The following is a 13,626-nucleotide window of genomic DNA, read 5'->3' as shown; positions in this document are numbered from 1 at the left end:
CGTTATTAGAAGTTGGGCAGCGCAATGTTACAACGGGGAGACAATAAAGGCGACTTATCGCCGCCTTTATTTACGTTTGTTACTGACTTGTAAAGATTATTTACCTTGTTCAGACAGTCCATCGAGGTAGCGTTCAGCGTCCAGCGCGGCCATACAGCCGGTGCCCGCAGAGGTGATCGCCTGACGATAAATATGGTCCATCACGTCGCCAGCCGCGAATACGCCCGGGATGCTGGTTTGAGTCGCATTACCGTGAATGCCGGACTGCACTTTGATGTAGCCGTTTTCCAGCTCAAGCTGACCGTCGAAGATTGCGGTGTTCGGGCTGTGACCGATGGCCACAAACAGACCCGCCACTTCCAGCGTTTCGACATTATCGGTGTTCTGAGTATCACGAATACGCAGACCGGCAACGCCCATCTGGTCGCCCGTCACCTCTTCCAGCGTACGGTTGGTGTGCAGCACGATGTTACCGCTTGCCACTTTGTCCATCAGACGTTTGATCAGGATCTTCTCCGCGCGGAAGGTCTCGCGGCGGTGGATCAGGTGCACTTCAGAGGCAATGTTCGCCAGATACAGCGCTTCTTCCACAGCGGTGTTGCCGCCGCCGATGACCGCGACCTTCTGATTGCGATAGAAGAAACCGTCGCAGGTGGCGCAGGCAGAAACCCCGCGGCCTTTAAACGCTTCTTCGGATGGCAGGCCGAGGTAACGGGCAGAGGCACCGGTTGCAATGATCAGCGCGTCACAGGTGTATTCACCGCTGTCACCCGTCAGGCGGAATGGACGGTTCTGCAGGTCGACCTTATTGATGTGATCGAACAGAATTTCGGTTTCGAATTTAGCGGCATGCTCGTGCATACGCTCCATCAGCAGCGGCCCGGTCAGGTCGTTCGGGTCGCCTGGCCAGTTTTCCACTTCGGTGGTGGTGGTCAGCTGACCGCCTTTTTCCATGCCGGTGATTAATACCGGGTGCAGGTTAGCGCGTGCAGCATAGACCGCCGCGGTATATCCCGCAGGTCCAGAACCAAGGATTAGCAGCTTACTGTGTTTGGCCGTGCCCATGAGATCCCCATTGTTGTTGGCAGACATTTGGCTGGATTGTAGGGAATTTGTTGCCGTAAAAAAAGAGCGCAGCAATTTTGATATCAATCTGTGTAATAGCCATGGACGATGAATCGCGCGCGATAACATCACGCTTTCTCCAGAAAAGCGGTCGTTTGTAAGGCAATAAAATGAGGATTAATACCCTGCCGCAATGAATATCCGGCATGTTGTACTAAAAAACGATGTTTTGCTTTGACAATCCCCTGCGCTTTTGCGAAAACATTCAAGGAAGAAAAAAAACCGCGTTAACCGTATGCCGCATAGGCATGCACGTAAATGCCATTTTTACCGGGTCAGTGAAATCTACGCATGGCGTGGACAGACGCCATACGTGATGTCGGTGACTGCCTTCGGGCAACGGTCTTCTTACCAACAGAACCCGAATCCGCATCGCGTCTATTACATAATCAGGCGATGTGATGACTAACGGGTACAGGCTCTGAACAGTGATGTGCACAGGGTCCAGGCAGGAGTAGGGAAGGAATACAGAGAGACAATAATAATGGTAGATAGCAAGAAGCGCCCTGGCAAAGATCTCGACCGTATCGATCGTAACATTCTTAATGAATTGCAAAAGGATGGGCGTATTTCCAACGTCGAGCTTTCAAAACGTGTGGGACTTTCCCCGACGCCGTGCCTTGAGCGTGTGCGCCGACTGGAAAGACAGGGTTTTATTCAGGGCTATACGGCTCTGCTGAACCCGCATTATCTGGATGCCTCACTTCTGGTATTTGTTGAGATTACTCTGAATCGTGGTGCGCCGGATGTGTTTGAGCAATTTAACGCCGCTGTACAAAAACTTGAAGAAATTCAAGAGTGTCATCTGGTGTCCGGTGATTTCGACTACCTGTTGAAAACCCGTGTGCCTGATATGTCCGCCTACCGTAAGCTGCTGGGGGAAACCCTGTTGCGTCTGCCGGGCGTGAACGACACCCGTACGTACGTGGTGATGGAAGAGGTCAAACAGAGCAATCGTCTGGTTATTAAGACGCGCTAACACGGAACAGGTGCAAAATCAGCGTAGTTTGATTACACTCCTGTTAATCCATACAGCAACAGTGCCGGGGAGTCCCGGCGCTGTTGTCCGTTTTAGCAAACAGGCAGGATATGCCTGATACCTGGAGAGCCTTTCTTGAGCCAGGAATACACTGAAGACAAAGAAGTCACACTATCGAAGCTAAGCAGCGGACGTCGTCTCCTCGAGGCTTTGCTGATTGTTATTGCCCTTTTTGCCGTCTGGCTGATGGCAGCCTTACTCAGTTTCAACCCCTCGGATCCCAGCTGGTCACAAACTGCATGGCATGAGCCTATCCATAATTTAGGCGGTGTCCCCGGTGCCTGGCTTGCGGACACGCTGTTCTTCATTTTCGGTGTGATGGCCTATACCCTTCCCGTCATTATCATTGGCGGATGCTGGTTTGCGTGGCGTCATCGTCAGAACGATGATTACATCGACTATTTCGCCGTCTCGCTGCGCCTGATTGGCGCGCTGGCGCTGATCCTCACCTCCTGCGGGCTGGCGGCGATTAACGCCGATGATATCTGGTACTTCGCCTCTGGCGGGGTGATCGGCAGCTTATTAAGTTCTGCGCTGCAGCCGATGCTGCACAGCAGCGGCGGCACGCTGGCGCTGCTGTGCATCTGGGCCGCCGGGCTGACGCTGTTTACCGGCTGGTCCTGGGTGAGCATTGCCGAGAAAATTGGCAGCTTTATCCTCACCATTCTGACTTTTGCCAGCAATCGTACCCGCCGTGACGATACGTGGGTGGATGAAGACGAATACGAAGATGAAGAGGAAGATGACGCGCCTGTGCAGCGTCGCGAGTCTCGTCGTGCCCGAATTTTGCGCGGCGCGCTGGCGCGTCGCCAGCGTGTGGCTGAGAAATTTGCCAACCCGCTGGGCCGTAAAACCGATGCGGCGCTCTTCTCCGGTAAACGCATGGATGAAGACGAGCAGGTGGCTTATCGCGCTGCGGGTGTCGCCGTCGATCCTGACGATGTGCTCTTCTCCGGCAGCCGGGCCACGCCCGGGGACTTTGACGAATACGACCCGCTGTTAAACGGCCACTCGGTCACCGAACCGGTAGCAGCCGCGGCCGCCGCGACGACTGCAGCCCAGGCGTATGCCGCGCCTGTCGACGCCGTGATGCCATCCGCGCCGGTCCCGCCACCGGAATCCGTTATTCAGCAGCCTCAGGTTGAGTGGCAGACTGCGCCGGGTGTTCACACGCCAGAGCCCGTCATTGCGCCTGAACCTGAAAGCTACATCCCCGTGCAGCAGGAACAGTGGCAGCAGCCTTATCAGCCGCCGCAGCCTGAGTATGAACCGCAGCAATATCAGCAGCCAGTGGCTCAACCGTATCAGGAGTACGTGCCTGAACAGGTTGAACCTGTGCAGCCTTACGTTGCACCGCAGCCTGAACCTGAGCCTGAAATCGTGGAAGAGGTGAAGCCTGCCCGTCCACCGCTGTACTATTTTGAAGAAGTCGAGGAGCGCCGCGCGCGTGAACGCGAACAGCTGGCCGCCTGGTATCAGCCTGTGCCTGAACCGGTGCAGGAGCCGGTTACGAAAGCGCCTTCTGTTTCTGTTCCACCTGTCGACCCGACGCCTGCTGTTGCACCCGTAGCGGAAAGCGTGAAGCAGGCTACCGCAGCGGCGGCCGTGGCTGCACCCGTCTTTAGCCTGGCAACCGGGGGTGCACCTCGTCCTCAGGTGAAAGAGGGGATTGGTCCGCAGCTGCCTCGTCCTAACCGCGTCCGCGTGCCAACCCGTCGTGAGCTTGCTTCTTATGGCATCAAGCTGCCTTCCCAGCGTATGGCTGAAGAAAAAGCGCGCGAGTCTGAGTACGACGATGATGCTGATGAAATGCAGCAGGACGAGCTGGCCCGCCAGTTCGCTGCGCAGCAGAATCAGCGCTACGGTGAAGAGTATCAGCACGATGAACCGGCGCTGGAAGACGACGATGACGCCGCGGAAGCGGAACTGGCGCGTCAGTTTGCCGCCACCCAGCAGCAGCGCTATTCCGGTGAACAACCGGCTGGTGCAAATCCGTTCTCGCTGTCGGACTTTGAATTCTCGCCGATGAAAGATCTGGTGGATGATGGCCCAAGCGAGCCTTTATTTACCCCGAGCGTGATGCCGGAAGCTGAGCCTGTGCGCCAGCCACCGGCACCACAGGCCTACGCGCAGCCGCAACAGCCAGTTCAGCAGCCGTATACACAACCGCAGCAGCCACCACAGCCGCCGCAGTTCCAGCAGCCTGCGCCTCAGCCTCAGGAGAGTCTGATTCACCCGCTGCTGATGCGTAACGGTGACAGCCGTCCGCTGCAGCGTCCAAGCACGCCGCTGCCGTCTCTGGATCTGTTAACGCCGCCGCCGTCAGAAGTCGAACCGGTTGATACCTTCGCGCTGGAGCAGATGGCGCGTCTGGTGGAGGCCCGTCTGGCTGACTTCCGTATCAAGGCGGATGTGGTGAACTACTCACCGGGTCCTGTGATCACCCGTTTTGAACTGAACCTGGCGCCGGGCGTAAAAGCCGCGCGTATTTCCAACCTCTCCCGCGACCTGGCGCGTTCGCTGTCGACCGTGGCGGTGCGCGTGGTGGAAGTGATACCGGGTAAACCTTACGTTGGTCTTGAGCTGCCGAACAAAAAACGTCAGACCGTCTACCTGCGTGAAGTGCTGGATAACACCAAGTTCCGCGATAACCCCTCCCCGCTGACCGTGGTGCTGGGTAAAGATATCGCTGGCGATCCGGTGGTGGCAGACCTCGCAAAAATGCCTCACCTGCTGGTCGCGGGTACTACTGGTTCCGGTAAGTCCGTCGGTGTGAACGCCATGATCCTCAGCATGCTCTATAAAGCGCAGCCGGAAGATGTGCGTTTCATCATGATTGACCCGAAAATGCTCGAACTGTCGGTCTATGAAGGTATTCCTCATCTGCTGACCGAAGTGGTCACCGACATGAAAGACGCCGCCAACGCTCTGCGCTGGAGCGTGAATGAGATGGAGCGTCGCTACAAGCTGATGTCTGCGTTGGGCGTACGTAACCTGGCCGGTTATAACGAGAAAATCGCCGAAGCGGCGCGCATGGGACGTCCGATTCCGGATCCATACTGGAAGCCGGGTGACAGCATGGATGCCCAGCATCCGGTGCTGGAAAAACTGCCTTATATCGTGGTGCTGGTCGATGAATTCGCTGACCTGATGATGACCGTCGGTAAGAAAGTGGAAGAGCTGATTGCCCGCCTGGCGCAGAAAGCGCGTGCGGCCGGTATTCACCTTGTGCTGGCGACCCAGCGTCCTTCCGTGGACGTTATCACCGGTCTGATTAAAGCGAACATTCCGACGCGTATCGCCTTTACCGTATCGAGCAAAATTGACTCGCGTACTATTCTTGACCAGGGCGGTGCAGAGTCGCTGCTGGGTATGGGTGACATGCTCTATTCCGGTCCGAACTCTACCTCTCCGGTGCGTGTTCACGGCGCGTTCGTGCGCGACCAGGAAGTGCACGCGGTTGTGCAGGACTGGAAAGCGCGCGGTCGTCCGCAATACGTCGATGGCATCACCAGCGACACGGAAAGTGAAGGTGGCGGCGGTGGCTTTGACGGCGGTGAAGAGCTGGATCCGTTATTCGATCAGGCGGTTAACTTCGTTACCGAAAAACGTAAAGCGTCTATCTCCGGCGTACAGCGTCAGTTCCGCATCGGCTATAACCGCGCTGCGCGCATCATCGAGCAGATGGAAGCGCAGGGCATTGTGAGCGAGCAGGGGCATAACGGTAACCGCGAGGTGCTGGCACCGCAACCGTTTGATTAACCTTCCGCAATTGCAAAGAAGGGTAAATCAGCCAAAATTAAGCATTTTCTTCTGTCGCCTGCCTTCGGGCAGGTCCAGAATAGAAGACGGAAACCCCCTATCGGGAAGACGTATTTTAAGGAATAACAATGAAAAAAATCGCCATCGCCTGTGCATTACTCACCAGTTTTGTCGCCAGCAGCGTCTGGGCTGATGCAGCCAGCGACCTTAAAAGCCGACTGGATAAAGTAAGCAGCTTCCACGCCAGCTTCACCCAAAAAGTGACGGACGGCAGCGGCAACGCGGTGCAGGAAGGTCAGGGAGATTTGTGGGTAAAACGCCCCAATCTGTTCAACTGGCACATGACCCAGCCGGATGAGAGCATTCTGGTCTCTGACGGTAAAACCTTATGGTTCTTCAACCCGTTCGTTGAGCAGGCCACGGCGACCTGGCTGAAGGATGCGACCAGCAATACGCCGTTTATGCTGATTGCCCGTAACCAGGCCAGCGACTGGCAGCAGTACAATATTAAACAGACAGGTGACGAATTTGTCCTGACGCCGAAAGGCAGCAACGGCAACCTGAAGCAGTTCACCATCAATGTCAGCACCAACGGTACCATTAATCAGTTCGGCGCGGTTGAGCAGGACGATCAGCGTAGCAGCTATCAGCTCAAGTCTCAGCAGAACGGCGCCGTTGATGCATCGAAATTCACCTTTACCCCGCCGAAGGGCGTAACGGTGGACGACCAACGCAATAAGTAAGAGGCGTGAGTGGGCAATCTGTCGCTCGATTTTTCAGATAACGCGTTTCAACCTCTGGCCGCACGTATGCGGCCAGAAAATTTAGCGCAGTACATCGGCCAGCAGCACCTGCTGGCTGCCGGTAAGCCCTTGCCGCGCGCCATTGAGGCGGGGCATTTGCACTCCATGATCCTCTGGGGGCCACCCGGCACCGGTAAAACGACCCTCGCCGAAGTGATTGCCCGCTATGCCAACGCAGACGTCGAACGTATCTCGGCGGTGACGTCCGGCGTGAAGGAGATCCGCGAAGCGATCGAGCGTGCGCGGCAGAACCGCAATGCCGGGCGGCGCACCATTCTCTTTGTGGACGAAGTCCACCGCTTCAACAAGAGCCAGCAGGATGCTTTCCTGCCGCACATTGAAGACGGCACGATCTTCTTCATTGGGGCGACCACCGAAAACCCGTCGTTTGAGCTGAACTCGGCGCTGCTTTCCCGCGCGCGCGTTTACCTGCTCAAATCGCTGACGACCGAGGATATCGAAAAGGTTCTTACTCAGGCGATGGACGACAAATCGCGCGGCTACGGGGGGCAGGATATCGTTCTGCCTGACGAGACGCGTCGTGCGATTGCGGAACTGGTTAACGGCGATGCGCGTCGGGCGCTGAACACGCTGGAGATGATGGCCGATATGGCCGAAGTCGACGATGCCGGCAAGCGGGTGCTGAAGCCGGAACTGCTCACCGAAATTGCCGGGGAACGCAGCGCGCGGTTCGATAATAAAGGTGACCGTTTTTACGATCTCATTTCGGCCCTGCATAAGTCCGTGCGCGGCAGCGCGCCGGATGCAGCGCTGTACTGGTACGCGCGTATTATCACTGCGGGCGGCGATCCGTTATACGTCGCGCGCCGCTGTCTGGCAATTGCCTCAGAAGACGTCGGCAATGCCGATCCTCGCGCCATGCAGGTCGCGCTGTCGGCCTGGGACTGTTTCACCCGGGTTGGACCTGCGGAGGGCGAGCGTGCCATTGCGCAGGCGATTGTCTATCTGGCCTGTGCGCCGAAAAGCAATGCGGTTTATACCGCCTTCAAGGCAGCGATGTCTGATGCGCGTGAGCGTCCGGACTACGATGTACCGGTTCATCTGCGTAATGCGCCGACCAAACTGATGAAAGAGATGGGGTATGGGCAGGAATACCGCTACGCTCATGATGAACCCAATGCCTACGCTGCCGGGGAGGAATATTTCCCGCAGGAGATGGCACAAACGCGCTATTATCACCCCACAAACAGAGGTCTTGAAGGCAAGATTGGTGAAAAGCTCACCTGGCTCGCCGGACAGGATCAAAATAGCCCTATAAAACGCTACCGTTAGTTCAGTCGTTGCGGTAATGTTGGCAATTGTATCCTTGTGACCGCAGGCTGTGGTCACATTTCCTATTTTAATTCGATAAGCACAGGATAAGCATGCTCGATCCCAATCTGCTGCGTAATGAGCCAGACGCAGTCGCTGAAAAACTGGCACGCCGGGGCTTTAAGCTGGATGTAGATAAGCTGCGCGCTCTTGAAGAGCGTCGTAAAGTTCTGCAGGTACAAACTGAAAATCTGCAGGCAGAGCGTAACTCTCGATCGAAATCCATCGGCCAGGCGAAAGCGCGCGGGGAAGATATTGAGCCATTACGCCTGGAAGTGAACAAGCTGGGTGAAGAACTGGATCAGGCGAAAGCGGAGCTGGATGTTCTTCAGGCCGAAATTCGTGATATTGCCCTGGCTATCCCGAATATTCCTGACGACAGCGTGCCTGTCGGCAAAGATGAAAACGACAACGTTGAAGTGAAACGCTGGGGTACGCCTCGTGAGTTTGACTTCGAGGTGCGCGATCACGTGACGCTGGGCGAAATGCACGCGGGCCTGGATTTTGCGGCAGCGGTTAAGCTGACCGGTTCTCGCTTCGTGGTGATGAAAGGCCAGATTGCCCATCTGCACCGTGCGCTGGCGCAGTTCATGCTGGATCTGCACACCGAGCAGCATGGCTACAGCGAAACCTATGTGCCGTATCTGGTCAACCACGATACGCTGTACGGTACGGGCCAGCTGCCGAAATTTGCCGGCGATCTGTTCCATACCCGTCCGCTGGACGAAGAAGCAGACAGCAGCAACTACGCGCTGATCCCAACCGCGGAAGTGCCGCTGACTAACCTCGTGCGTGATGAGATCATCGACGAAGACGATCTGCCGATCAAACTGACGGCGCACTCTCCGTGCTTCCGTTCTGAAGCCGGTTCTTACGGTCGCGACACGCGCGGTCTGATCCGTATGCACCAGTTCGACAAGGTTGAGATGGTGCAGATCGTTCGTCCTGAAGAGTCCATGGACGCGCTGGAAGAGATGACCGGCCACGCGGAGAAAGTGCTAGAGCTGCTGGGGCTGCCATACCGTCGTATGGCGCTGTGCACCGGTGATATGGGCTTTGGCGCCTGCAAAACCTTCGATCTGGAAGTATGGGTGCCTGCGCAGAACACCTACCGTGAAATCTCCTCCTGCTCTAACGTCTGGGATTTCCAGGCGCGCCGCATGCAGGCACGTTGCCGCAGCAAATCTGACAAGAAAACCCGTCTGGTGCATACCCTGAACGGTTCTGGTCTGGCTGTGGGCCGTACCCTGGTTGCCGTGCTGGAAAACTACCAGCAGGCAGACGGTCGTATCGAGATCCCTGAAGTGCTGCGTCCATACATGAAAGGCCAGCAGTACATCGGTTAATATTTGCCTTAAAACAAAAAAGCGCCTCGGGGCGCTTTTTTTATGCCTTTGATTTGATACGACGCAATAACCCCTCCCTCTAAAGTAGTAATACTCCTCCGAATGAAAGTCAGCATAAAACGCTGATAACGAAAAAATTCGTTATATATAAAACTACATAGCGGTTTGCGCCGCCTCTCTTTTCTTTGTGAGCAACCAAAGTGAGTCTCTATGAAAATCAACGCGCCTGAAGCATTAATGGCTGCCGAGGTCACTCGCCGTGGGTTGATGAAAACCACGGCCATAGGCGGCCTGGCCGTAGCCAGCAGTGCCTTCTCGCTCCCCTTTACCCGACTGGCGTCGGCGGCAGAGGCTCTGTCTCCGGCCACTTCGCCGGAAAAAGTGGTGTGGAGTGCCTGTACCGTCAACTGCGGTAGCCGTTGTCCGCTGCGTATGCATGTGGTGGACGGTGAAATTAAATATGTCGAAACCGACAATACTGGTGACGATAACTACGAAGGGTTACATCAGGTCCGTGCCTGCCTGCGTGGTCGTTCCATGCGTCGTCGCGTCTATAATCCGGACCGCCTGAAATACCCGATGAAGCGCGTCGGTAAGCGTGGGGAAGGGAAATTCGAGCGGATTAGCTGGGACGAAGCCTACGATATCATCGCCACCAACATGCAGCGTTTGATTAAAGAGTACGGTAACGAATCTATCTACCTGAACTACGGTACCGGGACGCTTGGCGGCACGCTGACCCGCTCCTGGCCACCGGGAAAAACGCTGGTGGCGCGCCTGATGAACTGCTGCGGCGGTTATCTCAATCACTATGGCGACTACTCCTCTGCGCAGATCGCGGCAGGACTGAACTACACCTACGGCGGCTGGGCTGACGGCAACAGCCCGTCCGATATCGAAAACAGTAAGCTGGTCGTGCTGTTCGGTAACAACCCGGGTGAAACCCGCATGAGCGGTGGCGGGGTGACCTACTACCTCGAACAGGCACGCGCCAAATCCAATGCCCGCATGATCATCATCGATCCGCGCTATACCGACACCGGTGCCGGACGTGAAGACGAGTGGATCCCAATCCGTCCGGGTACCGATGCCGCGCTGGTCTCCGCGCTCGCGTGGGTGATGATCACCGAAAACCTTGTTGATCAGCCTTTCCTGGATAAATACTGCGTCGGCTATGACGAGAAAACGCTGCCCGCCAGCGCGCCGGCAAACGGTCACTACAAGGCGTATATTCTCGGACAGGGCAGCGACGGCGTGGCGAAAACGCCGGAGTGGGCCTCCACCATCACCGGCATCCCGGCAGAGCGTATCGTTCAGCTGGCGCGTGAGATTGGCTCAGCCAAACCGGCCTATATCAGCCAGGGCTGGGGTCCGCAGCGTCATGCGAACGGCGAAATCGCGACCCGTGCCATCTCCATGCTCTCCATTCTGACCGGCAACGTCGGCATTCACGGCGGTAACACCGGCGCGCGTGAAGGTTCATATGAAGTGCCCTTCGAACGTATGCCGACGCTGGATAACCCGGTTCAGACCAGCATCTCCATGTTTATGTGGACCGATGCGATTGAGCGCGGCCCGGAAATGACCGCTCTGCGCGACGGCGTGCGCGGCAAGGACAAGCTGGACGTGCCGATCAAGATGATCTGGAACTATGCCGGTAACTGTCTCATCAACCAGCACTCTGAAATCAACCGCACCCATGAAATCCTGCAGGACGACAAGAAGTGCGAGATGATTGTGGTGATCGACTGCCACATGACCTCCTCGGCAAAATATGCCGATATCCTGCTGCCGGACTGCACCGCCTCTGAGCAGATGGATTTCGCGCTGGACGCCTCCTGCGGCAACATGTCCTACGTGATCTTTACCGACCAGGCGATTAAACCGCGCTTTGAGTGCAAAACCATTTATGAGATGACCTCTGAGCTGGCGAAACGTCTTGGCGTTGAGCAGCAGTTTACCGAGGGACGTACTCAGGAAGGGTGGATGCGCCATCTGCATGAACTCTCCCGTAAGGCGATTCCTGACCTGCCGGACTTTGATACCTTCCGCAAGCAGGGGATGTACAAACAGCGCGATCCGGAAGGGCACCACGTGGCGTACAAAGCGTTCCGTGAAGATCCGCAGGCGAACCCGCTGACCACGCCGTCGGGCAAAATCGAAATCTACTCCGAAGCGCTGGCAAACATTGCGTCAACCTGGGAACTGCCGGAAGGGGACGTTATCGATCCGCTGCCGATCTTCACGCCGGGCTTTGAAAACTATAACGATCCGCTGACGGCGAAATTCCCGCTACAGCTGACCGGCTTCCACTACAAAGCGCGTGTTCACTCTACTTACGGTAACGTCGACGTGCTGAAGGCCGCCTGCCGCCAGGAAATGTGGATTAACCCGATGGATGCGAAAGCGCGCGGCATCAGCAATGGCGATCGCGTGCGTATCTTCAACGGTCGCGGCGAGGTGCATATTGAAGCCAAAGTCACCCCACGCATGATGCCCGGCGTGGTGGCGTTAGGGGAAGGGGCCTGGTACAGCCCGGATGCCAACCGCATCGACCAGGCAGGCAGTATTAACGTACTGACCACACAGCGTCCGTCGCCGCTGGCGAAGGGTAACCCATCCCACACAAACCTTGTCCAGGTTGAAAAGGTTTAAGGAGTAACCGATGACAACTCAGTATGGATTTTTTATTGATTCCAGCCGTTGTACCGGGTGCAAAACCTGCGAGCTGGCCTGCAAAGATTACAAAGACCTGACGCCGGACGTGAGCTTCCGTCGCATCTATGAATACGCCGGGGGCGACTGGCAGGAAGATAACGGCGTCTGGCATCAGAACGTCTTTGCGTATTACCTGTCGATTGCCTGTAACCACTGTGAAGATCCTGCCTGCACGAAGGTTTGTCCGAGCGGGGCGATGCACAAGCGAGAAGACGGTTTTGTGGTGGTGGATGAAGATGTCTGCATTGGCTGTCGCTACTGCCATATGGCCTGTCCGTATGGCGCGCCACAGTACAACGCTGCCAAGGGCCATATGACCAAATGCGATGGTTGCCACACCCGCGTAGCGGATGGCAAAAAGCCGATTTGCGTCGAGTCCTGTCCGCTGCGCGCGCTGGACTTCGGCCCGATTGAAGAGCTGCGTCAGAAACACGGTCAGCTCGCCGCCGTAGCACCGCTGCCGTCTGCGCACTTCACGAAGCCGAGTATTGTGATTAAACCTAACGCCAACAGCCGTCCTACAGGTGACACCACCGGCTACCTGGCAAACCCGAAGGAGGTGTGAGATGGGAAGTGGATGGCATGAATGGCCGCTGATGATCTTCACGGTCTTTGGTCAGTGCGTGGCGGGCGGCTTCATTGTGCTCGCGCTGGCGTTGTTGAAAGGTCAGCTCAATGCTGAACAGCAGCAGCGTTTAGTGTTGAGCATGTTTGGCCTGTGGGTGCTGATGGGGATTGGCTTTATCGCCTCAACGCTGCACCTGGGCTCGCCGATGCGCGCGTTTAACTCCCTGAACCGCGTGGGGGCCTCATCACTGAGTAACGAGATTGCCAGTGGCGCAATTTTCTTTGCCGTCGGTGGGCTAGGCTGGCTGCTGGCCGCTATGAAGAAGTTGCCTGCGGGTCTGCGCAGCCTGTGGCTGATCCTGACCATGGTGCTGGGCGTGGTGTTCGTGTGGATGATGGTGCGTGTCTATAACACCATTGATACCGTCCCCACCTGGTACAGCGTCTGGACGCCAATGAGCTTCTTCCTGACGATGTTTATCGGCGGGCCGCTGCTGGGCTACCTGCTGCTGCGCGTGGCGGGTGTCGACGGATGGGCTATGCGTTTGCTGCCCGCTGTTTCGCTTCTGGCGCTGGTAGTGAGTGCGATGGTCGCTCTGATGCAGGGTTCTGAACTGGCAACCATTCACAGCTCTATCCAGCAGGCCTCTGCCCTGGTGCCGGACTACGGTGCGCTGATGGCCTGGCGTATCGTCCTGCTGGTCGCTGCGCTGGTATTCTGGATTGCTCCTCAGCTCAAAGGCTATCAGCCTGCGCTGCCGCTGTTGTCACTGGCTTTTGTGCTGGTACTGGCGGGTGAACTGATTGGTCGCGGCGTGTTCTACGGGTTGCATATGACTGTAGGTATGGCTATCGCCAGTTAATGTTGTATTTGGTTATATCAAGCCGGGCCTGAGTGCCCGGCTTTTTCTTTTTTCGATCATGAAATTTTTCG

The 13,626-nt window shown here is 56.5% G+C and carries 9 protein-coding genes; 8 read left to right on the top strand and 1 reads right to left on the bottom strand.

The window, feature by feature from the left end:
- Positions 1 to 96: 96 nt before the first annotated feature.
- The gene (gene trxB, locus ACMGGE_RS09520; RefSeq protein WP_420293694.1) at positions 97 to 1,065 is read right to left on the bottom strand and encodes a thioredoxin-disulfide reductase; all 969 of its coding nucleotides are present in this window, start codon (positions 1,063 to 1,065) and stop codon (positions 97 to 99) included.
- A 544-nt stretch (positions 1,066 to 1,609) separates the two neighbouring features.
- Here trxB and lrp point away from each other — a divergent pair.
- The 8 genes from lrp to ACMGGE_RS09480 all read left to right on the top strand — a co-directional run bounded on the left by lrp (position 1,610) and on the right by ACMGGE_RS09480 (position 13,555).
- Positions 1,610 to 2,104 (top strand): leucine-responsive transcriptional regulator Lrp, encoded by a 495-nt coding sequence (lrp, locus tag ACMGGE_RS09515; protein WP_000228469.1) that lies wholly within the window; start codon positions 1,610 to 1,612, stop codon positions 2,102 to 2,104.
- A 135-nt stretch (positions 2,105 to 2,239) separates the two neighbouring features.
- A complete protein-coding gene (locus tag ACMGGE_RS09510; RefSeq protein ID WP_420293693.1) occupies positions 2,240 to 5,926 on the top strand; it encodes a DNA translocase FtsK 4TM domain-containing protein in 3,687 nt (1,228 codons plus the stop codon).
- Positions 5,927 to 6,054: 128 nt separating this feature from the next.
- Positions 6,055 to 6,669, top strand: a complete 615-nt coding sequence (gene lolA / locus ACMGGE_RS09505; protein WP_024907806.1) for an outer membrane lipoprotein chaperone LolA — start codon at positions 6,055 to 6,057, stop codon at positions 6,667 to 6,669.
- Positions 6,670 to 6,678: 9 nt separating this feature from the next.
- Positions 6,679 to 8,022 carry a replication-associated recombination protein RarA gene (rarA, locus tag ACMGGE_RS09500; protein ID WP_008499984.1) on the top strand — a complete coding sequence of 448 codons (1,344 nt, stop codon included), beginning with the start codon at positions 6,679 to 6,681 and terminating at the stop codon, positions 8,020 to 8,022.
- A 92-nt stretch (positions 8,023 to 8,114) separates the two neighbouring features.
- Positions 8,115 to 9,407, top strand: a complete 1,293-nt coding sequence (gene serS / locus ACMGGE_RS09495; RefSeq protein WP_008499983.1) for a serine--tRNA ligase — start codon at positions 8,115 to 8,117, stop codon at positions 9,405 to 9,407.
- Between the two features lie 210 nt (positions 9,408 to 9,617).
- Positions 9,618 to 12,062 carry a dimethylsulfoxide reductase subunit A gene (gene dmsA, locus ACMGGE_RS09490; RefSeq protein WP_420293692.1) on the top strand — a complete coding sequence of 815 codons (2,445 nt, stop codon included), beginning with the start codon at positions 9,618 to 9,620 and terminating at the stop codon, positions 12,060 to 12,062.
- A gap of 10 nt (positions 12,063 to 12,072) precedes the next feature.
- Positions 12,073 to 12,690: a DMSO/selenate family reductase complex B subunit gene (locus tag ACMGGE_RS09485; protein ID WP_021240882.1), complete on the top strand. Its 618-nt coding sequence runs from the start codon at positions 12,073 to 12,075 to the stop codon at positions 12,688 to 12,690.
- 1 nt (position 12,691) lies between these two features.
- Complete coding sequence (locus ACMGGE_RS09480) at positions 12,692 to 13,555, top strand: dimethyl sulfoxide reductase anchor subunit family protein (RefSeq protein ID WP_048027192.1); 864 nt, start codon at positions 12,692 to 12,694, stop codon at positions 13,553 to 13,555.
- Positions 13,556 to 13,626 lie beyond the last annotated feature (71 nt).

Origin of the sequence: Enterobacter sp. BNK-22 (genome assembly GCF_048684805.1) — a bacterium.
Lineage (GTDB): Bacteria > Pseudomonadota > Gammaproteobacteria > Enterobacterales > Enterobacteriaceae > Enterobacter > Enterobacter quasiroggenkampii.
This window is presented reverse-complemented; position numbering and strand designations above follow the sequence as displayed.